General features: G+C 66.6%; 21 protein-coding genes. 15 read left to right on the top strand and 6 right to left on the bottom strand.

Annotated elements, in window-relative coordinates; all coding sequences use genetic code 11:
* Positions 1-41: 41 nt before the first annotated feature.
* A complete protein-coding gene (locus NIBR502770_RS15715) occupies positions 42-920 on the bottom strand; it encodes a Rieske 2Fe-2S domain-containing protein (RefSeq protein WP_141182556.1) in 879 nt (292 codons plus the stop codon).
* A 33-nt stretch (positions 921-953) separates the two neighbouring features.
* Positions 954-1253, bottom strand: a complete 300-nt coding sequence (locus tag NIBR502770_RS15720) for a putative quinol monooxygenase (protein ID WP_141159205.1) — start codon at positions 1251-1253, stop codon at positions 954-956.
* A gap of 139 nt (positions 1254-1392) precedes the next feature.
* On the opposite strand from NIBR502770_RS15720, the gene NIBR502770_RS15725 reads away from it, so the two are divergent.
* Entirely contained in the window at positions 1393-2364 is a 972-nt protein-coding gene (locus tag NIBR502770_RS15725; protein ID WP_210418875.1) for a hypothetical protein, read from the top strand.
* Between the two features lie 16 nt (positions 2365-2380).
* Here the strand turns inward: NIBR502770_RS15725 and NIBR502770_RS15730 are convergent, their stop codons facing one another.
* The gene (locus tag NIBR502770_RS15730; RefSeq protein WP_141159204.1) at positions 2381-3403 is read right to left on the bottom strand and encodes an Lrp/AsnC family transcriptional regulator; all 1023 of its coding nucleotides are present in this window, start codon (positions 3401-3403) and stop codon (positions 2381-2383) included.
* Positions 3404-3539: 136 nt separating this feature from the next.
* Here NIBR502770_RS15730 and NIBR502770_RS15735 point away from each other — a divergent pair, with 136 nt between their 5' ends.
* The gene (locus tag NIBR502770_RS15735) at positions 3540-4760 is read left to right on the top strand and encodes a M20 family metallopeptidase (RefSeq protein ID WP_141159203.1); all 1221 of its coding nucleotides are present in this window, start codon (positions 3540-3542) and stop codon (positions 4758-4760) included.
* Positions 4761-4829: 69 nt separating this feature from the next.
* Complete coding sequence (locus NIBR502770_RS15740) at positions 4830-6119, top strand: MFS transporter (protein ID WP_141182557.1); 1290 nt, start codon at positions 4830-4832, stop codon at positions 6117-6119.
* Between the two features lie 131 nt (positions 6120-6250).
* On the opposite strand, the gene NIBR502770_RS15745 is transcribed toward NIBR502770_RS15740, so the two are convergent.
* Positions 6251-7123: a hypothetical protein gene (locus NIBR502770_RS15745; protein WP_141182558.1), complete on the bottom strand. Its 873-nt coding sequence runs from the start codon at positions 7121-7123 to the stop codon at positions 6251-6253.
* Positions 7124-7316: 193 nt separating this feature from the next.
* Between NIBR502770_RS15745 and NIBR502770_RS15750 the strand changes: the two genes are divergently transcribed.
* The 7 genes from NIBR502770_RS15750 (at position 7317) to bcp (ending at position 14773) form a co-directional block, all read left to right on the top strand.
* Positions 7317-8117 carry a hydroxypyruvate isomerase family protein gene (locus NIBR502770_RS15750; protein WP_141182559.1) on the top strand — a complete coding sequence of 267 codons (801 nt, stop codon included), beginning with the start codon at positions 7317-7319 and terminating at the stop codon, positions 8115-8117.
* A gap of 49 nt (positions 8118-8166) precedes the next feature.
* Positions 8167-9045, top strand: a complete 879-nt coding sequence (locus NIBR502770_RS15755; protein WP_141182560.1) for a 2-hydroxy-3-oxopropionate reductase — start codon at positions 8167-8169, stop codon at positions 9043-9045.
* A gap of 166 nt (positions 9046-9211) precedes the next feature.
* Complete coding sequence (gene gcl, locus NIBR502770_RS15760) at positions 9212-11002, top strand: glyoxylate carboligase (RefSeq protein WP_141182561.1); 1791 nt, start codon at positions 9212-9214, stop codon at positions 11000-11002.
* Between the two features lie 2 nt (positions 11003-11004).
* On the top strand, positions 11005-12198 hold the full coding sequence (locus NIBR502770_RS15765) for a glycerate kinase (protein WP_141182562.1): 1194 nt from the start codon (positions 11005-11007) through the stop codon (positions 12196-12198).
* Complete coding sequence (allB, locus tag NIBR502770_RS15770; RefSeq protein ID WP_141159196.1) at positions 12191-13534, top strand: allantoinase AllB; 1344 nt, start codon at positions 12191-12193, stop codon at positions 13532-13534. Before NIBR502770_RS15765 ends, allB begins: the two co-directional genes overlap by 8 nt.
* A 9-nt stretch (positions 13535-13543) precedes the next feature.
* Positions 13544-14212 (top strand): winged helix-turn-helix domain-containing protein, encoded by a 669-nt coding sequence (locus tag NIBR502770_RS15775; RefSeq protein ID WP_141182563.1) that lies wholly within the window; start codon positions 13544-13546, stop codon positions 14210-14212.
* Between the two features lie 81 nt (positions 14213-14293).
* Complete coding sequence (gene bcp, locus NIBR502770_RS15780; RefSeq protein WP_141159194.1) at positions 14294-14773, top strand: thioredoxin-dependent thiol peroxidase; 480 nt, start codon at positions 14294-14296, stop codon at positions 14771-14773.
* A 68-nt stretch (positions 14774-14841) separates the two neighbouring features.
* Here bcp and NIBR502770_RS15785 read toward each other — a convergent pair whose 3' ends face one another.
* Positions 14842-16230, bottom strand: a complete 1389-nt coding sequence (locus tag NIBR502770_RS15785; protein ID WP_141182564.1) for an MFS transporter — start codon at positions 16228-16230, stop codon at positions 14842-14844.
* A gap of 89 nt (positions 16231-16319) precedes the next feature.
* On the opposite strand from NIBR502770_RS15785, the gene NIBR502770_RS15790 reads away from it, so the two are divergent.
* The gene (locus tag NIBR502770_RS15790) at positions 16320-16892 is read left to right on the top strand and encodes a GNAT family N-acetyltransferase (protein ID WP_141182565.1); all 573 of its coding nucleotides are present in this window, start codon (positions 16320-16322) and stop codon (positions 16890-16892) included.
* Between the two features lie 172 nt (positions 16893-17064).
* On the opposite strand, the gene NIBR502770_RS15795 is transcribed toward NIBR502770_RS15790, so the two are convergent.
* Positions 17065-17346, bottom strand: coding sequence for a hypothetical protein (locus NIBR502770_RS15795; protein ID WP_246839834.1), 282 nt, complete (start codon positions 17344-17346; stop codon positions 17065-17067).
* Positions 17347-17590: 244 nt separating this feature from the next.
* Between NIBR502770_RS15795 and NIBR502770_RS15800 the strand changes: the two genes are divergently transcribed.
* The 4 genes from NIBR502770_RS15800 to NIBR502770_RS15815 are packed head-to-tail and all read left to right on the top strand — an operon-like array spanning position 17591 to position 21408.
* Positions 17591-18703 (top strand): PP2C family protein-serine/threonine phosphatase, encoded by a 1113-nt coding sequence (locus NIBR502770_RS15800; RefSeq protein ID WP_141182566.1) that lies wholly within the window; start codon positions 17591-17593, stop codon positions 18701-18703.
* Positions 18700-20658 (top strand): glycosyltransferase family 2 protein, encoded by a 1959-nt coding sequence (locus NIBR502770_RS15805; protein ID WP_141182567.1) that lies wholly within the window; start codon positions 18700-18702, stop codon positions 20656-20658. The genes NIBR502770_RS15800 and NIBR502770_RS15805 overlap by 4 nt, the downstream gene beginning before the upstream one ends.
* Positions 20658-20990 carry an STAS domain-containing protein gene (locus NIBR502770_RS15810; RefSeq protein ID WP_141182568.1) on the top strand — a complete coding sequence of 111 codons (333 nt, stop codon included), beginning with the start codon at positions 20658-20660 and terminating at the stop codon, positions 20988-20990. The genes NIBR502770_RS15805 and NIBR502770_RS15810 overlap by 1 nt, the downstream gene beginning before the upstream one ends.
* Entirely contained in the window at positions 20983-21408 is a 426-nt protein-coding gene (locus tag NIBR502770_RS15815; RefSeq protein ID WP_141159188.1) for an ATP-binding protein, read from the top strand. The genes NIBR502770_RS15810 and NIBR502770_RS15815 overlap by 8 nt, the downstream gene beginning before the upstream one ends.
* Positions 21409-21569 lie beyond the last annotated feature (161 nt).

Here is a 21569-nt window from a genome sequence, read left to right on the forward strand (position 1 = left end):
TTACGCCGGTCTGCCATCGATGGTAGGGCCGAACGGCCTCTCTAGCCGTCCGCCCCGGGCAGGCATACTTCGACGAGATCCCCCGTTACCCGGGTTTCGAACAGCGGCTGCCGGGAAGTTGCCGGGCCGGACCTGACCTCGCCGGTGCGCAGCGAGAATGTGCTCCGGTGCCACGGGCAGACGACGCACGGGTCCCCGCCGTCGTCTTTGATCTTTCCTTCGTGAAGCGGCCCGGAAAGGTGGCTGCAGACGTCGGACAATACGTTGACCGTCCCGCCCTCGCGGTGGACCAGCAGGGGGATGCCGGCGACATCGCGCTTGTGCAGGCCGCCCTCGGGCAGCTCCGCCAGGGGTGCCAAGGGGTGCCAGCCGGCCGGGAAACGGTGCGGAATTTCTTCGCTGTGGTTTACTCCGGCCGCCTGGCGGTAGGAGAGGTGGCCGCCCAGGAAACCCCCGGCGCCCACCGTCGCGAGCCCGAGGTACGCGAGCACCTTGCCACTGCCTTCTCCGCCGGTTGCCCGCCGCACGAGGGACGCCACGTAGAGGCCAGTGGCGGTGACGTTTGCCGCGGCGTGCACCAACCCGACCCGCTGCTGCTGCGGGTGCAGCTGGGACCAGTCGGTAAACCCGGCGAGCGCAGACGGAATCACGGTGGCGGCGCCCACTCCGATGAGCAGCCTGGCCGCCTTCTCACCCCCCGGTACCGCATCGAGCACGCCTGCGGAGACCCAGGCGCCGATGGGCACCTGGACGGCAAGGGGGTGAACCGGGTGTCCAATGGGGACGCCATGGAGGACATCACGGGCCCACCGGGGCTTGATGACCTTCAGGACGACTTTCCGGACGCTCTTGGCCAGTGGATCGAGCCACTCGGCCTCCTCGAAGCGGGTGACAAGCTCAAGTGCGGGCAACGGTTTCATGTGTCCTCCCTTACCCCGATTACTGCAATCCACTCACCGCAACGGCGACCCCACCACGGTGAACCGGTGGGCTGCTGTCTGCCCGGAAAGGAGAGGCATCGCCTCGGCGATCGCGGCCCGTGTGCTGTCCAGCTGCAGCGACGCCTGGTGCGCCTCAGCGGACTCCCACAGCTCGGAAACGAACACGGTATCCGGCATATCCGCATTGACTCCCACCTCATAGAGCAGGCACCCGGCTTCCCTCATCCCGGGTTTCGGCCGGAGCAGGATCGCCACCAGGGCATCCCGCTGGCCGGGCTTCGTTCCAAGCATTCCCATATTCGCGAAGGTCATAAGGACAGTCTGCGGCAGGAGACCGGGAGTCGGGGAGGGCAGGCCTTGTTGGGCACTCAGCCCAGGCATTTAATCCATACGCTGTATTATTGCGTTGGCCTTTCCATTCGGCGGCCTACCTGCGATCAAAGGGCGTTTCTTGGCAAACACAGGACTTGGCGTGGCCGGCTCAGGGGAACGCCGGTACGGCCGGACACCTGCTGCGGAAGCGGCCTCTGCTGCCCTGCTGGGAGTCCTCGGAGGAATCCTGGGGCTGGCACCCTGGCTGATCACAGGAGCACAGCTTCCTGTGCAGAACCTCTGGGGAGAGGAAACACAGCCCCGCGACATGCCACTTGCCCTCCTGCCGCTTAGCCAGTACCGCACCACTACCCTCGTTGCCCTGCTCACCGTGGGTGCATCCGCCACTGGGCTTGCCCTGCGCGCGTTGGGGCCTGCCCGCCGCGGGGCCGCTGCTGCATGTGCCGTGGGCGGTGTGCTCCTGGTCCACGGCGGGGCTGCCGTCCAGTCGTTTTCGTTCGCAGTGCTCAGCAGCGGCCTGGACCCGGAGCCAAGGTCTTCCATCTACATCGCCGGCCTGCTCGGCGGCACCATAGCCGCGATAGCGGCCGGAGTGGTCGCCCTCCTGGTGCTCGCCTCGCCATCCCGTCCCGTCGCGGCCTTGGGCGTTGGCCTGATGGCGGTGCCGTTTGCTTCATGGCTGGCAGCTGCCGCCGCATTCCTGGCCGGCCCGGGCGGGATGCCAACTTTCCTGGCAACCGTGTGGCACTGGCTTCCTGCCGTCCTTGTGGGCGCCGCATTGTCCTGGTGCGGCTTCAAACCTTCCGCCCGCCTGTGGGTGTGGGCGGCAGACCTTGCACTGCTGTGGCTGGTTCCTGCCCTGTTCACCAGCGTCAATTACGTCCTGGGGACCCGCGTATACCTCGGCAACTTCTCCGAGATGGCCGTCCTGTCGCGCGAAATCCTCGCCGCCACTTTGGGCCCTGCAGGCGGAGCGGGACCCATCGTGCTGCTGGCACTGGCTGTGGGGCTGGTCGGGGCGCTTTTCCTCGCCGTTCTGGAGCGGAAGAGCAGGCGTTCCGAACCAGCACCGCAGGGCGGTGGCGGTTAGCGGTAGTCCGCAACACTCACTCTGCGGCGCCCAGGCTTCCACCATGAACGACGGCGCCACTCGCCGTCGTATCTTCCTTCAGCATCCAGCCCACGCGCTTGACCGTCCTGAGCATCACGGCACTCTCGACAATTTCTATGCCGGGCACCTTCTGCTGCAGCGCCAACTCGGCGGACATGACGTCTGCCAGCGTGTGCAGCCACATGATGATCACGAAGTTGGTGGGGCCGGTAGTGGAAGCGCTCAGCCGCACGTTGCTGATGCTGCGGATCTCGGCGGCGGCTGCCTCGTGCTGGCCCGCCGGGACGTTCACGAACCATTGGCAGGTTACCGGAAACGACGAGTACCTCTGGGCGATTTCGCAGCGGAAGGACAGGATGCCGCTGGCCAGGACCCGGTTCAGCTGCCTCTGCACGGTAGCGGGATGGCGGCCAAGGGCGCGGGCAATCTGGGCAGCTGTGGCACGGCCGTCGCGGGCCAGGAACGGCAACAGGTCAAGGTGGCTCTGCGGAAGCTGCCCCGCAATCCGCGCCGGTTCGAGGCTTGCAGGTGGTCCGAGCGTGCGAAGGGTGGCCAGCTGGGAACGGCTCAGGACATTCAGCCGCCAGTCGTCCCCGCTGCTGTGCAGCCGGGTGCACAGGGCCACCTGGTACTTGGTCAACCCATCAATGGTCTTCAGGTGTGAAACCACGCGCTCGCTGAACTCCTCCAGCGAGCGGGTAATGACTGTCAACATCAGGTCCCGGTTGCTCGCAGCCTCCTCCACAGTGACGATCTCCGGAACCGCAGCAAGCTGCGCCGTGACGCTGTCCCGCCGGTTCATCTCGCAGTCAACGGCCACATAGGCCAGGAGCATCTGCTTCGGGTCGCCCGCCAGGTGCGCTGTCGCCCATGCCGCCCCCTGGGACGTCAGGCGGTCCCAGCGGGCCGCGAGGGTGGTGGCGTGCACGTCCAGCACCTTGGCAGCGTCAGCCCAGGCGATTCTCGGGGATGCCTGCAGCACCTGGATCAGGGCAAGGTCGTCCTCGCTGAGCTCCATCTGCACCTTTCTCTCCCTGTATAAATCGTGCTTGAACCTGTCGGTTGACGAATAATTTCTGCGCTTTGCGCAAATGTGAACCATGCCACTTCAGAATAGTCCCCAAGCCCTGATGCCGATTGCCAAGGAGTAACACATGCCCATTACCGAGGACGCCAAGGACCTGCAGGATGACCTGGTACGCCTGCGCCACGACCTGCACAGGCAGCCGGAAATCGGCCTCCACCTCCCGCGGACCCAGGAGAAGGTCCTTAAGGCCTTGGATGGGCTCCCCTTTGAGGTCACCCTCGGCAAAGAGACGACGTCGGTCACCGCGGTCCTGCGTGGCGGCAATCCAGGTGCCGGCGCGCAGCGGCCGGCCGTGCTGCTCCGCGCCGACATGGACGGGCTGCCCGTCCAGGAGAAGACCGGTGTCGACTTCACCTCCCAGGCCGACGGCGCCATGCACGCCTGCGGCCACGACCTGCACACCTCCATGCTCGCCGGAGCCGCGACCCTCCTGGCGGAGAAGAGGAACCAGCTCCAGGGCGACGTCGTCCTTATGTTCCAGCCGGGTGAGGAAGGGTGCGATGGTGCCAGCTACATGCTCCGGGAAGGCGTGCTGGACGCCGCCGGTCCCCGCGTCCAGGCCGCCTACGGTATGCACGTGTTCTCCTCACTGGAGCCGCACGGCACCTTTTGCACCAAGCCCGGCGTGATGCTCAGCGCCTCGGACGGGCTGGAAGTCACGGTACTCGGCGCCGGCGGCCATGGTTCGGCTCCGCACTCGGCCAAGGATCCCGTCACCGTGGCTGCCGAGATGGTGACGGCCCTGCAGGTCATGGTCACCCGCCAGTTCAACATGTTCGATCCCGTGGTCCTGTCCGTGGGCGTGCTGCACGCGGGGACCAAACGGAACATCATCCCGGAGTCGGCCCGCATCGAAGCAACCATCCGGACCTTCTCGGAAGCATCCCGCCTGAAGATGATGGACGCCATTCCCCGCCTGCTGAAGGGGATTGCAGCCGCGCACGGCGTGGAGGTCGCCGTCGACTACCTGCAGGAGTACCCCCTCACCATCACCAGCGAAGACGAAACCCACACCGCCGAAAAAGTGATCACCGAACTGTTCGGCGAGCGCCGCCTCTCACGCTGGGCCACCCCGCTCAGCGGCTCCGAGGACTTCTCCCGGGTGCTGGCGGAGGTGCCCGGCACCTTCGTGGGGCTCAGCGCCGTTGCACCGGGCGCCGACCACACCGCTTCACCCTTCAACCACTCACCGTACGCAACGTTCGACGACGCCGTGCTGGGGGACGGCGCCGCACTTTACGCAGAACTCGCCATCTCTCGGCTGGCCACGCTCTCCCGGGCCGCATAGGCGCCCCTCCCCTATCCGGTTGCAGTGCTGCTGCCCCCATCCAAGAACGAAATGACCAGGAAGAAGACCATGTCCGTTGCAGTAAACAAGCCCCGGGCGGGGCGCATGTCCAAAGCCAAGACCGTCGTCGGCACCGGCATCGGCAACGCCGTTGAATGGTACGACTGGGCCATCTACGCCACTTTCACCCCCTTCATCGCCAGCCAGCTGTTCAGCAAGGAGGACCCGGCGTCGGCCGTACTGTCCACCCTGGCGATCTTCGCCGTCGGCTTCGTGGCCCGGCCCTTCGGCGGCTTCCTCTTCGGCTGGATCGGCGACCGGGTGGGACGGAAGACCTCGATGACGTTCGCCGTAGGCCTTGCCTCGCTCGGCAGCCTGATGATCGGCGTCGCCCCCACGTTCGCCAGTGTCGGCGCGTTCGCCTCGCTGATGCTGCTGGTGGCCCGGCTGGTGCAGGGCCTGGCGCACGGCGGCGAGCTGCCGTCGTCGCAGACCTACCTGTCCGAAATGGCACCCAAGGAGCACCGCGGCTTCTGGGCCACCCTGATCTACACGTCCGGTACCGTGGGCATCCTGTTCGGCACATTGCTGGGCGCCGTCCTGAACATGTCGTTGAGCACCCAGGCGATGAACGCCTGGGGCTGGCGGATCCCCTTCCTGATCGGCGCCGCCATGGGCCTGTACGCGCTGATCATGCGGTCGCGCCTGCACGAGACCGAAGCGTTCCAGGACGAGGCGGTCACTACCAAGCGCGCTCCCATCTGGCCGCAGATTGTCCGCTACCGCAAGCAGGCCATGCAGGTCATCGGACTGACCGTGGGCCTGACGGTCATCTACTACATCTGGGGCGTCGTTGCGCCCAGCTACGCCACCACGGCACTGAAGATCGACCGCGGCGAAGCACTGTGGGCCGGCGTGATCGCCAACATCGTCTTTATCGCCGCCCTGCCGGTGTGGGGAAAGCTCTCGGACCGGATCGGCCGCAAGAAGGTCCTCTGGGCCGGCGCAATCGGATCAGCGGTGCTGCACTTCCCCATGACCTGGCTGCTGAAGGACTCCGCCTGGCAGCTGGCCGTGAGCATGTCCGTGATGCTGATCTTCGTGGCCGCGAGCGCCGCCATTGTTCCGGCCGTGTACGCCGAGCTGTTCCCCACCTCCATCCGCACTGTGGGCGTCGGCGTCCCCTACTCCATCTGCGTGGCCGTGTTTGGCGGTACCGCCCCGTACCTGCAGCAGTGGCTGGGATCCTCGCTCGGGGCGCCGCAGGTGTTCAACATCTACGCGGTGCTGCTCCTGGTGGTCAGCGCAGCGTTCGTGTTCACGATTCCTGAAACTAAGGGCAAGGACCTGACCCACTAGCTCACGGATTCCCAACAAACATCCCCGGCGCGGTTTTCCGCGCCGGGGATGTTTGGCGTTTCCGGGGATTCGCGGCAGCCGGATCGAAGGGCGGCCGGATCGAAGGGCAGGCAGGTTTGGTGGCGGCCTGGCTACGCCGCGGTTGGAAGCACCAGGAGGTAGCCGGTGGCCAGGCCACTGCTCCAGCGCCGCGGTTCACGGACCACGAACTGCGTGGCCAGCTGCTCCGGAGTCAGCAGGGTATTAGGCGCCGGCGACGGGCCCCACTGGCCACTGCCGTAGGGATAGAGCGGATCGAGGACGCGGATGCCGGTCACTGAAAAATCGGGGAACTGGCGTGGGTCGCCCACCGATTCGAATCCGCTCATCACCCAGGCGTGGCGGCCGCTCCACATCACCAGGCCCACCGGCCTGCCCGTCTCCGTGATGGCACCCGCCGCCGTCCGCACCGCTTCCCCATAGTCCGGGACGCTCACCACCGCGTACGGCCCCATGCCAGCCTCCGTCAGCACCTGCGCCCAGCCAAAGGGATTGGCACCGTTGAACGAGTCCGAGGAGTGGGCGCGGGCCCTCTCCCACAGCTCACTCTGCTGCGTGCGGTCGGCCCAAGTGCCGCCGCCGGTATCGTCAATCAGGTTGTGCGCCATCTGGATGCTCGCTGCAACGCACCAGTCGAATGTGTACTGCGGGACGAAGTCGCCTTCCCGGTACAGGTTGAGGGCGAACGGCTGGGGTGCGGGGGCGGGAGCCGGCGGGGCAGCCGATGTCGAGTCAGGTACTGCCACTGGGACCGGCGCCTGCGGAGGAGCGAGGGCGACGTCGGCCGCATCCGGCGCGGAGCTTGCCGAACCGGCCGCCGGGGTGGGCACCGTCGCGGTCGCCCCAGGTGAAGGGGCCGCGGATCCAGACACGGCCTGCCCAGAGCCCATCCCGGACGTGCAGCCGGCAAGGAAGGCCATCAGGGCAATGAGCCAGGCCAGAAGCCGGAGGCGGGCAGCGGTCATGATCGCTCCAGTCCATTTCACGTTGAGCGGGCGTACCTGCTACCAGTCTCCTGCCCACGACTCCCCTTGACTACCCCCGCCCTACTTCCCTACACTTTTCATAAAGCAGAATCTAAATTCCACAAAGCGGAAACGGTGACTAGGCCGGAAGCAAAGGAAGATAGATCAAAGCCCCTCCTCGGAAGGACCTACGATGACGTACACAGTGAACTGCTCCATCCTCCTCACGGAGCTGCCCCTGCTCGAGCGCCCCGCCGCAGCCAAGGCAGCCGGCTTCGACGCGGTTGAGTTCTGGTGGCCTTTCGAGTCCTCCGTCCCGCCCGACAGCGAAATCACCAAGTTCGAGAACGCCATCACGGACGCCGGCGTCCAGCTCACGGGCCTGAACTTCAACGCCGGCAACATGCCCGGCGGCGACCGCGGCCTGGTTTCCTGGAAGGGCCGTTGCTCTGAGTTCAAGGACAACATCGACGTCGTCACCGGCATCGGCGAACGCCTTGGGTGCAAGGCGTTCAACGCCCTCTACGGCAACCGGCAGGACGACTTCACCCCCGAAGAACAGGACGAGCTCGCCGTCAAGAACCTGGCAGCGGCAGCCCAAGGGGTCGCCCGCATCGGCGGCACCGTCCTGCTCGAACCCGTCAGCGGCGCACCCAAATACCCGCTCCTGACCGCCAACGATGCACTCGACGTCATCTCCCGCGTCAAGGAAGAGACCGGCGCCGGGAACATCAAGCTGCTCGCCGACTTCTACCACCTGGCCGTCAACGGCGACGACGTCGAATCCGTCATCGAAAACCACGCCAAGGACTTCGGCCACATCCAGATCGCCGACAACCCCGGCCGCGGCGCACCGGGCACCGGCACCCTTCCCCTCGGCGAATGGATCGCCCGCAGCCGCGAACTCGGCTACCAGGGCTACATCGGCCTCGAGTACAAGGAACCGCAGGAAACCGCCTTCAGCTGGGCCATCCGCGAACACGTCGCCCGCTAGCCACCGCCGCACACACGCAAGACCTCAAGACTTCAGAAAGAGAACCATCATGAGCAACGTTGCAGTCATCGGACTCGGAATCATGGGCCTGCCCATGGCCATCAATCTCGTCAAAGCCGGCCACACCGTGACCGGCTTCAACCGCAGCCAGGACAAGATCGACAAACTGGTTTCCGAAGGCGGCCAGGGCGCCACCAGCATCGCGGACGCCGTCAAAGACGCCGACGTCGTCATCACCATGGTGCCGGACTCCCCCGACGTTGAGGGTGTTGTCAGCGGCCCCGACGGAGTCTTCGCCAACGCCAAGCAGGGCACCCTCTGGATCGACGCCTCCAGCATCCGCCCGGACGTCGCCGTCCGCCTCGCCGCAGACGCCAAGGAAGCCGGCATCCGCCCCCTCGACGCCCCGGTCTCCGGCGGCGAACAGGGCGCCATCGACGCCGCCCTCTCCATCATGGTCGGTGGCGACAAGGCAGACTTCGACGACGCCCAGGACGTCCTGAACGCCGTCGGCAAGACCATCGTCCACGTCGGCCCGTCCGGCTCCGGCCAGACCGTCAAGGCAGCAAACCAGCTGATCGTCGCCGTCAACATCGAGGTCCTGGGCGAGGCCATCGCTTTCCTTGAGGCTTATGGCGTGGACACCGACGCCGCCCTCAAGGTCCTCGGCGGCGGCCTGGCCGGCTCCAAGGTCCTGGACCAGAAGGGCCAGAAGATGCTGGACCGCAACTTCGACCCCGGCTTCCGCCTGGCCCTGCACCACAAGGACCTGGGCATCGTCACCTCAGCTGCCCGCGAAGCCAATGTCGCCATCCCGCTCGGCGCCGTGGCCGCCCAGCTCGTCGCCGCCACCGTCAACCAGGGCGACGGCGCATTGGACCACTCCGGACTCTTCAAGCAGGTCCTCCAGCTCAGCGGCAGGAAGTAACCCTCACGCCGCCCAGCCGGCCGCCCCGAAAACGGGGCACATTGACACGGACACGCCGGCCGCCGTCGTAATTTGCGACGCCGACACTCCCAAAGTGCCCCGCGACCGCCGGGCCTTCCTTCAGCACACCCAAAAACAGACTTCCCAAGCTTTCAAGGAGCACCCCATGAGCAAGATGCGTACCGTTGATGCAGCGGTGGCCATCCTGGAAAAGGAAGGCGCCATCGAGGCGTTCGGCCTGCCAGGCGCCGCCATCAACCCCTTCTATTCCGCAATGCGCGCCCACGGCGGCATCCGCCACACCCTGGCCCGCCACGTTGAGGGCGCCAGCCACATGGCCGACGGTTTCTCCCGCGCCAAGGACGGCAACATCGGCATCTGCATCGGCACCTCCGGTCCCGCCGGTACAGACATGGTCACAGGTCTCTACGCCGCCTGGGCCGACTCCATCCCTATGCTCTGCATCACTGGCCAGGCTCCGGTGGCCAAGCTGCACAAGGAAGACTTCCAGGCCGTGGACATCGAGTCCATCGCCAAGCCCGTGACCAAGATGGCCATGACCATCCTGGAGCCCGGCCAGGTTCCCGGCGCTTTCCAGAAGGCCTTCCAGCTGATGCGTTCCGGCCGCCCGGGCCCCGTGCTGCTGGACTTGCCCATCGACGTGCAAATGGCCGAGATCGAATTCGATATCGACACCTACGAGCCCCTTCCCGTCGAGAAGCCCAAGGCATCCCGCAAACAGCTGGAAAAGGCCCTGGACATGCTCCTCGCCGCCAAGCACCCGCTGATCGTGGCCGGCGGCGGCATCATCAACGCCGGCGCGTCCACGCAACTGGTTGAGCTTGCAGAGACCCTTAACGTTCCGGTGATCCCCACCCTGATGGGCTGGGGCACCATTCCCGATGACCACCAGCTGATGGCCGGCATGGTGGGCCTGCAGACCAGCCACCGCTATGGCAACGAGAACTACCTGCAGTCCGACTTCGTGCTCGGCATCGGCAACCGCTGGGCCAACCGCCACACCGGCGGCCTGGACACCTACACCGCCGGCCGCGCGTTCGTGCACATCGACATCGAGCCCACCCAGATCGGCCGCGTGTTCTCCCCTGACCTGGGCATCGCGTCCGACGCCGGTGCGGCGCTGGCCGGGCTGGTTGAGCTCGCCAAGGAGCGCAAAGCCGCCGGGTCCCTGCCGGACTACAGCGACTGGGTTGCCGAATGCGCAGACCGCAAGGCGTCCCTGCACCGCAAGACCCACTTCGAGAACATCCCCATCAAGCCGCAGCGCGTCTACGAGGAGATGAACAAGTCCTTCGGCCGCGACACCACCTACGTGTCCACCATCGGCCTGTCCCAGATCGCCGGCGCGCAGATGCTGCACGTCTTCGGTCCGCGCAAGTGGATCAACGCCGGCCAGGCAGGCCCGCTGGGCTGGACCGCCCCGGCAGCCCTCGGCGTCGCCCGTTCCAACCCGGACCAGACGGTGGTGGCGCTCTCCGGCGACTACGATTTCCAGTTCATGATCGAGGAACTGGCCGTGGGCGCGCAGTTCAACCTGCCGTACATCCACGTGGTGGTGAACAACTCCTACCTGGGCCTGATCCGGCAGTCGCAGCGCGGCTTCAACATGGAGCAGAACGTGTCCCTGGCGTTCGAGAACATCAACAGCTCGCACCTGTCCGAGGACACCCGCGGCTACGGCGTGGACCACCTGAAGGTGGCCGAAGGCCTGGGCTGCAAGGCCGTCCGCGTGGAGGACCCCAGCGACCTCGCCGCCGCGTTCGACAAGGCCAAGGCCCTGGTGGGTGAGTTCCGGGTTCCCGTGGTGGTGGAGGTGATCCTGGAAAAGGTCACCAACATCTCCATGGGCGTGGAAATCAACGCCGTGAACGAGTTCGAGGAACTGGCGGAATCCGCCGCCGACGCTCCCACCGCCATCCTGGCCCTGCAGGCCTAACCATGCGGATCGTGATTGCCCCGGACAAATTCAAGGGTTCGCTGTCAGCCCCGGAGGTGTGCAGCCACCTGGAAAAGGGCCTGCAGCGCGGGGCCGGCGGAAACCTGGACATCGTCCGGATTCCGGTGGCCGACGGCGGCGAGGGCACCCTCGACGCCGCCGTCGGCTCCGGCTTCACCCGCCGCACGGCAACGGTCACCGGCCCCAACGGACAGCCGGTGGAGGCGGACTTCGCGGTCCGGGCCCACGAGGCCGTGATCGAGATGGCGACGGCCTCCGGGCTCGCCCTGGTGCCAAGCGTCCGGAACGGACGCCGTCCGGATTCGGCGGATGCCACCACGGCCACCAGCCTGGGCACCGGACAGCTCATCCGCACAGCGCTGGACGCCGGCTGCCGCCGGATCATCCTCGGTGTGGGCGGCAGTGCCAATACCGACGGCGGCGCCGGCCTCCTGCAGGGCCTCGGCGCCAGGTTCCTGGACAGCAGGAACAACGAACTCTCCCCGGGCGGGGCTGCGCTGGCCAACCTGCACAGCATCGATTTCACCGATTTCGAGCCCCGCCTGGTGGACACCCGCTTTGTGCTGGCGTCCGACGTGGACAACCCGCTGCTCGGCGCCCAGGGCGCCGCGGCGGTGTTTGGTCCGCAAAAGGGCGCCGCGCAACAAGACGTCGGCATGCTCGACGCCGCCCTGGCCAGGTTCGTCGAAGTCCTGGCCAGGGAAATCGGATTCCGCGCCGTCAAGGCCGCCGAGGCTCCAGGAGCCGGGGCAGCCGGCGGGGTGGGCTACGCCGCCATCGCCGTCCTGGCCGCAACGCGGCGGCCAGGCATCGACGTCGTCCTTGAATTCACGGGGCTGGCGGACCGCCTGGCGGGTGCCGACCTGGTGATCACGGGCGAAGGCAGCCTGGACGAACAGAGCCTGCTGGGCAAGACGCCGATGGGTGTGGCCCGGGCAGCGGCAGGCCAGGGTGTTCCCGTCGTCGCCGTCTGCGGCCGGACCACCCTGGACCAGGACCAGGCCGCGGCTGCCGGGTTCGAGGACATCCATGCTTTGACGGCGCTCGAAACCGATGTAGACAGGTGCATAGCAGAGGCAGGGCCGCTGCTGGAGCAGCTGGGCACCCAGATCAGTGCGGGGCTGGCGGCCAACAGGCCTGCCACCGCAAGTACCAAGGAGGACCTCCGTGTCTGAAGAACGCTTTGACCTCGTCATCCGTGGCCGGCGCATCCTGACCACCGCCGGCATCGCCCCGCGCGAAGTGGGGGTGCGCAACGGCAGGATCGTGGCCATCGAGCCGCTGGGCAACGGCCTGGCCGGCGCCGAGGTTATCGAACTGGCCGACGACGAGGCGCTGCTTCCGGGCCTGGTGGACACCCACGTCCACGTCAACGAGCCCGGCCGCACCGAATGGGAGGGCTTCGCCTCAGCCACCCGCGCCGCGGCAGCCGGCGGCGTCACCACCATCATCGACATGCCGCTGAACTCCGTTCCGCCCACCACCACCGTGGAAAACCTTAAGCTCAAGCGCGAGGTGGCCGAGGACCAGGCGTTCATCGACGTCGGGTTCTGGGGCGGCGCCATCCCCGGCAACAAGGCCGACCTCCGTCCGCTGCACGACGAAGGCGTCTTCGGCTTCAAGTGCTTCCTCCTGCACTCCGGCGTGGACGAGTTTCCGCACCTCGAGGCGGACGAGATGGAGGAGGACATGGCCGAGCTGAAGTCCTTCGATTCGCTCATGATCGTCCACGCCGAGGACTCGCACGCCATCGACCGGGCACCGCACCCTGGCGGGGACCACTACGAAACCTTCCTGGCCTCCCGCCCCCGTGGAGCCGAGAACAAGGCCATTGCCGAGGTCATTGAGCGGGCGCGCTGGACCGGTGCCCGGGCCCACATCCTGCACCTGTCGTCGTCGGATGCGCTGCCCATGATCGCCAGCGCAAAACGCGACGGCGTCAAGCTCACCGTGGAAACGTGCCCGCACTACCTGACCCTGATGGCGGAGGAAATCCCGGACGGCGCCACCGCCTACAAGTGCTGCCCGCCCATCCGCGAGGCTTCCAACCGGGAGCTGCTGTGGCAGGGCCTCCTGGACGGCACCATCGACTGCATCGTCTCGGACCACTCCCCCTCCACGCTGGACCTGAAAGACCTCGAGAACGGCGACTTCGCCGTGGCCTGGGGCGGCGTCTCCTCCCTGCAGCTGGGCCTGTCCCTGATCTGGACGGAGGCGCGGCACCGCGGCATCCCGCTGGAACAGGTGGTGTCCTGGATGGCGGAACGGCCTGCCAACCTCGCACGGCTCACCAACAAGGGCCAGCTGGCGCTGGGCTATGACGCCGACTTTGCCGTGTTCGCCCCCGACGAGGCCTTCGTGGTGGACGTGTCCAAGCTCAAGCACAAGAACCCCATCACCCCGTACGACGGCAAGGCCCTGTCCGGCGTGGTGCGCAAGACCTTCCTCCGCGGCGCCGCAGTGGACGGCCAGACCCCCACGGGCAGGCTGATCCGCCGCGGCGGCGTCTAGGGACGCGCCATGGCAGTGGAAGCACACCATCCCCGGACGGCAGTACCGCATCGGGTCCATCAGCCGGTTCCGGCCCGGCGGGCCACCGCCCACGGGCTGGCCGTCTGGGTGGTTCCGGCCGAAGGAACCACCCCGGACCTCCTGCGCCACGCCGCCCAAATGGTCCTCGCCAGGGCCCTCGAAACTGCTCCGGAGGCGGAAGTCCATTGGCCTGCCGCCGGAGCCCCCATGTCCGGGGTCTCCGCCGGGACGGAAGGAGTCGCAGCCGACTCCTCTCACGCTCCTTCCGCAGCGGAGAACCCCGGCGCAACCGGGCCCGACGGCGGCACGCGCCTGCCGCCGTCGGCCGGCCCCGTCAGCCGGGTCGCCGTGGACCTTGCCGCCGACTCCGTCCTGCTGGACGGCAGCCCGGTGGCGCTGACCGGCGTCGAATACAAGGTGCTGCGCTACCTGGTGACGCACCTGTCCCGCACGGTAGGCCGCGAGGAACTGCAGGAGTTCCTGGAATCGCTGGATTTTCCCGGCGCCACCGCCCGTTCCATCGACGTCTACGTGGGCAGGATCCGCAAGAAACTGGGCAATGCCCGCCACGCCGTGGCCACCGTCCGCGGCGGCGGCTACCAGTTTGTGCCGGGCCCGCACGCAGCCGTTCGGGGTCCGGCGGAATACTGCATATGACGCGCTGGTTTGTATCAGTAAGCGGTGACCCGCTTCACTTGATGTTTGGCCATCACTGACCGAGTCTTACAAAGGAACGCCATGAGCCCCACCCTGACCACCAAGCTTCAGCCCGGTACCCCGGCTCCTGATTTCACCCTCCGGGACGCCCAGGGCCGCGAGACCTCGCTGGCCGATTACCGTGGCAAGAACGTCATTGTCTACTTCTACCCGAAGGCGGCAACCCCCGGCTGCACCACCGAAGCCTGCGATTTCCGCGACAGCCTGGCCTCCCTGCAGGGCAAGGGCTACGAGGTAGTCGGCATCTCCCCGGACGCCCAGGAAGCCCTGGCCGGCTTCAGCGGCGACTTCTCCCTCACCTTCCCCCTCCTGTCCGATCCCGACCACGCGGTTGCCCTGGCCTACGGCGCCTGGGGCGAAAAGCTGGTCCACGGCGAAATCCATGAGGGCATCGTCCGCTCCACGGTTGTGGTGGACCCTGAAGGAAACGTCACCCTGGCCCAGTACCAGGTGCAGGCCGACGGCCACGTCGCCCGCCTCAAGGAAGCCCTGGGAATCTAAACCCGCCACCATTTCCCGCAGCATTTCCACGGACGCCCCAGCACCTTGCGTGCTTGGGGCGTCCGGGCTTAATCCGCAGTTTCCATTGCCGCCTGCGCATACGACGCCGACACCCGGCGGTAGACCGGGGAAAGGAAGGCGAGCAGGGCGGCCAGGATCATGATGAGCCCGGCCACCAGGAATACCAGGGCGATGCCGCGCGAGGTGCCCTCGCCCAGGAGTGGCGCCAGGAGCGCGGCACCGTCCGCGGACCGGGCGTACGGGATGATCCAGTACTGGGCAATGGGGGCGATGAGGAACGCCGTGACGGGAGCGGCGGCGGACTCGAAGGCCATGGCGAAGCCAAAGACGCGTCCCTGCCGTTCCAGCGGCACCATCCGCTGGATGACCGTCTGTTCAGCGGCCTCCACGAATGGCACCAGCACCAGGTACAGCCAGATCCCCAGGATGTAGAGCCATGGCCACTCCCGCAGCGTGAACACGGCGCCGAGCACTCCCATGGCCGCCACGGCAACCAGCAGGGTCCGCAACGGGTTGGCGCCGAGCCCGAATTTCCCAATCAGCGCGCCGCCGATGATGAATCCCGTGGATCCAACCGCGAAGACGGCACCCCACATCTCCACCGAAAACATCTCCAGCCCGTAGGGGTCCATCAGCGCCATGTAGACGCCGCCGATGAAGTTGTTGAACGTGGAAAACACGATCAGCGCGAACAGCCCCGAGATGGCCAGGACGGCAGTGAACGAACCCCGAAGGTCGAAGCCGCCATGGGCGTCCGATGCCGCCACGTGTACCTCCTCGGGCATCCGAAGGGTCAGCAGGTGCACCGCAGCCAGCGCCGTGAGCACCAGCGCGACGGCGATGGTCCAGCCCATGCCCAGCAACCCGATGGACAGCCCGGACAGCAGGGAGGTGACGATGAACATCAGCCCCTGCACCATTCCCACCAATCCGTTGGCATTCGCCCGCCGCTCCGGCTCGATGAGGATGGTCACCGTGGTGGACAGGGCGATGTTCCGCATGTTCTCCACCACGGCGCCGATCAGGATGATCAGCGTAAAGATCCAGAACCACGGCTGCCCCAGGTCCAGCAGGGACGGGGCAGGAGTGAGCAGGAACATCACCCCTGACACTAAGAACATCACCAAGGTGAAGGCGGCGGCGAACCGCATCACGGCCAGCTTCCGGCAGCGGTCCACGAACGTGCCGAAGCTGATGCTGGACAGGGCAATCAGCAGCATGTAGGCGCCGCCCACCACACCGGTGGCAATCACGTTGCGCGTCTCCAGGTACAGCCAGAACGTCAGCGCGAACCACAGGTAGCTGGTGGTGATGTTGGCCAATGCCGTGTTGACCAGGATTCCGGCGAAGGTGCGGGAGCGCTCAGCCGGCGTTCGCAGGGCGGCGGCAACGGTATCCGGATCCGCGGCAGCACTGCCCGGTTCCTGCTGGGTCATGCGTCCCAGTGTAGTGACGGGCAACAGGAGCCAACAGTGGAGATCAGCCCGGCAGGCGGTTCCCGGCCAGCGGCGGCTAGGATCGCAGCATGGCCATTGAGGTGCGACCCGCAACGGTCTTCGAGGACGTCAAGATCCTCGTGGGCCCCAAACGGCCCGACGCCACCGTCTGCTGGTGCCTGAGCTACCGGATTCCCTCGAAGCAAAACGTGTCATTGCGGGGCGAAGAGCGCGGGGAACTGGTCCGGGAGCTGGTGACGCAGGATCCGCCGCCAGGCGTGGTGGCGTACGACGACGGCGAACCGGTCGGGTGGGCAGCGGTGCACCCTCGGGCGGACACCAGCTTCGCCCGCAACAGGCGGATTCCCCACGTTGACGACCAGGACGCCTGGTCGGTGTGGTGCCTCCGCGTCCGGCCCGGCCACCGCGGCAAGGGAATCTCACACCATCTGCTGGCCGGTGCCGTCGCCATGGCCCGCGCTTACGGGGCTCCCGTTGTGGAGGGCTATCCCGTGGACAACGGCGGCCACAAGGTGGACCTCACCATGGCTTACGTGGGTACCCGCAAGCTCTTCGAGGCTGCTGGCTTTACCAAGGCTGCGGACACCACCTCGGTGCTCAACGGCTTCCCCCGGGTGCTGATGCGGCTGCAACTGGAATAACAGCGCTACTTCCGGCGCCAGTACTTTCGCCAATCGACTTCCATGGCCCACAACGCCAGCAGCATCGCGTCCATGGTCATGAGTCCAGCCATCAGGTACGACCAACCGACAAACAAACTCACAGCAATCTCCTGACTATCCCCAGCCAATCGATTGCTGCTAAGTGTGGCACCTACAAGGCGGGTACGGAATGCCCTCGGCCCGCAGTCTTTAAAAGGCCCTCCAGCCTGCCATGCGCCTCGGTCTCCAGCTTGAGCCGATGCGTGAGTTTCTCCACCTGCCTGGACATGTGTTCCCCCACCTGCAGCCGGTCCCCGGGCCAACTGGAGACCTCCCGGGATTCGGCGAGGGCCTGCTCCAGTTCCCTGGCAGCGGCCCGCACCTTCCGTGAGTGGAAGAAGACGCGCAGGAAAGCCCTGGCTTTGTCCATTCCGTTCTGTTTTACGTGTTCCATTGGCTTCCCCGCCTTCCGCAACCTTGTCAGCTTCCACGCGGTCGTCGTCGTACCCTGTTCCTGGAAAGCTGCTGCGTTATGTCGAGTGTGACCGGCGTTCCTCAACGTCCCGGCAAGCGGACCCCAAGATTCCCGCAAGATCGGGTGTGCGTGGTTCCCGCACGATGCACTTGTCAGCGAAGTCACCGGAAACTGTGGAGCCTAAGACATGCCCCGTGCGCCTTAATACTGTAGAAGTAGAGCTATGGTCTCTCCCTCCGAATCCCGCCGTGCGGTGGTCATCGAAGATGATCCGGACATCCGCGGGCTCCTGGTCCGCGTCCTGGTGAAGCAGGGTTTCGACGTCACCCAGGCCGGGGCAGGGCTCCCGGGGGTGGAGGAAGTCCGCCGCACCAGGCCGGACCTGGTAACCCTGGACCTGAACCTGCCGGACCTTGACGGGCTGGAGGTCTGCAAGCTCCTGCGCGAGTTCTCGGACGCGTTCATCGTGATGCTCACCGCCCGTGCGGACGAACTCGACAAGCTGACCGGCCTGGACAACGGCGCCGACGAATACATCAGCAAGCCGTTCAGCCCCCGGGAACTGCAGTCCCGGATCAATGCACTGTTCCGGCGCCGGCCCTCAGCCGCGGCGGAGTCCGCCGCCCGGGGCGAGCTGGAACGCGCCACCGAAGTGCAGCAAAGCCTCCTGCCCAAGGAAGACATCCGGGTTGACGGTTACGACGTGGCGGGCCTCTTCCGCCCGTCCCAAAGCGTGGGCGGCGACTTCTACGATTGGTACCAGACGCCGGACGGGCTCCACCTCACTTTCGCCGATGCCATGGGCAAAGGCATGGGGGCGGCGCTGATCGCGGCAACAGTCCGCGCAGTGATGCGTTCCACGGGCCTGCGGCAGGACCTCGACGCCGGGTTCGGCGCCGCCAGCAAGGCGATCGCCGCCGACCTGGACTCCTCCAACTCATTTGTCACCCTGTTCCATGCCCGCCTGGACGCGGCATCAGGCAAGGTCAGCTATGTAGACGCCGGGCACGGCCTTGCGCTGCATGTCCAGCCGGCCGGGCCGGCGGACCGCCTCCCCTCCGGCGGACCACCGGTTGGCGCCTGGCCCGGGACTCAGTGGCCGCAGGCGGGCCTGGAGCTGGCCCCGGGCGACTCGCTGGTTGTGGTCAGCGACGGAGTGCTGGATGTGTTCGGGTCAGTGGAGGACTTCACCGAGGCAGTACAGCACGCAACGCAGTCCGCAGGTACGGCGCAGGAAGCCAGCAACTCCATCCTGGCCCTGGCCCCGGCAGAAACCGCCGAAGACGATGTCACCGTGGTTGTGGTCCGCCGCCTGCCCGTGGAGGTGCCGGCTTGATCCGCTTCTGGACCCGCGTGGTGGTTGTCCTGACCGTCCTGACCGGCCTGAACTACATCGCGTGGCGCTGGATGGCGTCCCTCAACTGGGACGCCTGGTGGATCGCCCTGCCGTTGGTGGTGGCCGAAACCTACAGCCTCATCGACGTCATGCTCTTCGGCATGACCGTGTGGAAACTGAGGATCCGCAAGGGCGCTCCCGCGCCGCCGCACGATACAACCGTGGACGTCTTCATCACCACCTACAACGAAGACCTAGACATGGTCCTCACCACCGCACTGGCAGCCCAGAAGATCCGGCACCCGCACAGCACCTGGATCCTGGACGACGGCGCACGGCCCGAGCTCAAGGCCCTGGCCGAACAGCATGGCCTGGGCTACGTCACCCGCAGCGAAGACTGGACCAAGGACCTCCCCCGCCACGCCAAGGCCGGGAACCTGAACAACGCCCTCATGGTGACCCACGGCGAGTTCCTGCTGATCCTGGACGCGGACCAGATCCCGGAGCCGGACATCCTGGAAAAGACCCTGGGCTACTTCAACAACCGCCGGGTGGCCCTGGTCCAAACCCCCCAATACTTCAGCAATGTGCCGGCCGATGATCCGCTAGGCAGCCAGGCGCCCCTGTTCTACGGTCCCATCCAGCAGGGCAAGGACGGCTGGAATGCCGCCTTCTTCTGCGGCTCCAACGCCATCCTTCGCCGCGAGGCCCTGATGCAGCTGGGCCTGGTGGGCTACGTCAAGGAGACCGAGAAGAGTATCCGCCGTGCCCTGGCCGCATCCCGGGCAGCCATCAAGCAGGCCCGCAAGTCGGCGGACGTGGATTCTCCCCTGGTGGCCGAGGTCCTCGACGAGGTGGAGGCCGCCACCCGCGAAGCCCAGGAGGAAGTGGACGCCGGCAGGCCCCTCAGCGAGGTCACGTACCGCGTCCGCCGCCGCGTGGATGCCGCCGTCCAGACCCTGGTCCAGGCCGACGTCGCCGCCCTGCAGGCCGACCTCGAAGAGATCGCCGCCATGGAACTGGCCCACGTGGGCGAGTCCGGCGTCCCGGTGGTGGCCGACGACGCCGTCCAGCGCATGTCCGCCCGCGACTGGTCGCCGCTGGGCGCCCTGGAATCCGTCCAGGCCGTCCTGGATGCGCTGACCGTGGAGCGCAGCGACGAGGCCCAGCCGGTAATGCCGCTGGCCACCATCTCCGTCACCGAGGACATGGCCACCGCCATGCGCATGCACGCCATGGGCTGGGAGAGCGTCTATCACCACGAGATCCTGGCCTACGGCCTGGCGCCGGAGGACCTGAAGACCATGCTCACCCAGCGCCTCCGCTGGGCGCAGGGCACCATCCAGGTGCTGCTCCGCGAGAACCCGCTGGTCCAGAAGGGCCTCAAGCTCGGCCAGCGCCTGATGTACTTCGCCACCATGTGGACCTACCTCAGCGGGTTCGCCGCGGTCATCTACTTCGCGGCCCCCATCATCTACCTGCTGCTAGGCATCCTGCCGGTCAGCAGCCTGAGCTGGGACTTCTTCATCCGCTTCATCCCGTTCATGGTGGTCAACCAGCTGCTGTTCGCCGTGGCCGGCCGCGGAATCCCCACCTGGCGCGGGCAGCAGTACAGCCTGGCGCTGTTCCCCACCTGGATCAAGGCATGCACGACGGCGGCCCGTAACGTGTGGTTCGGCCGTCCCCTTGGGTTCGCGGTCACCCCCAAGGCGCGCCAAAGCGGCGGACCCAGCTGGAGCCTCATCCGGCCCCAGATCGTGGTGTCCATCCTGCTTGCCGTCGCCGCCGTCGTCGGAATCATCCGCCTTGCCACCGGGCTGGCGGAACCGCTGGGCACCCTGGTCAACGTCGTCTGGGTGGTCTTTGACCTGGTGGTCATGAGCATCCTGGTCCGCGCCGTGCTCTACAAGGGGTACGAACCGGCCGCAGAACCTGCAAACAGAGAGGAACCCTGATGGAGTTCAGTTACGAGGTCAAAGATTCGTACGCGGAAGTCAAGGCGGACGGGCGGCTCAACATGGTCTCCGCGCCCAAGCTGCGCGAGTTCGTCACGGATGTCATTGCCGGCGGGTCCAACCGGATCGTGGTGAACCTGGAAAACACCGCCTTCATGGATTCCTCCGGGCTGGGCGCGCTGATCGGCTGCCTCAAGGCGGCCCGCCAGGCCGGCGGCGACCTGCGGATCGCGGCGGTGCAGCCCCAGGTGAACATGGTCCTGAAGCTCACCAGCATGGACAAGGTCCTTACGGCGTATGCCACAGCCGAAGCAGCGTTCAGCAATGACTGAGGTCCTGGCCTCGCGCAGCTTCCGGGGACCGGCTGCCGAGGACGCCATCGAAGCCGTCCATAACGGCCTCGACAGCCTCTGGCGGGACGTCCCCTTCGTGGACGACATGGACCAGATGACGTTCACGACGGCGGTCATCGAGTCAGCGTCGAACATCGTCCAGCACGCTGAGCCGGCCGGTGAGCAGGAGGTGGAGCTCGGAGTGGAGACCACCGTGCAGCCGGCGCTGCTGCAGGCACGGGTCAGCGCTTACCACGCGAAGCCGCCGTTCGGCCCGATGGAGGCCTCCACCCCGGACGACAACGCCGAGTCCGGACGCGGACTGGCGCTGATTGAAGCCCTGGTAACTACAGTGACCTTCGAGCGGCAGGACGGCACCAACACCTGGGTGCTGTCCAGGACGTCCTCGCAGGGCTAAGCGCTGCCAGTCACATCGCAGCCGGATGCCCTTTGCTTGACAGCACGCAGGAGCTGCCCTTGAATATTACGTATGCTGAAATAACAGTTCCATGATGCGGAAGCCCGCTGGTGGTATTGCCACAAGCAGGTGTCGGACTCCCCGGCGTCCGCATAGCCGTC

Source organism: Pseudarthrobacter sp. NIBRBAC000502770, from assembly GCF_006517815.1.
GTDB classification, from domain to species: domain Bacteria; phylum Actinomycetota; class Actinomycetes; order Actinomycetales; family Micrococcaceae; genus Arthrobacter; species Arthrobacter niigatensis.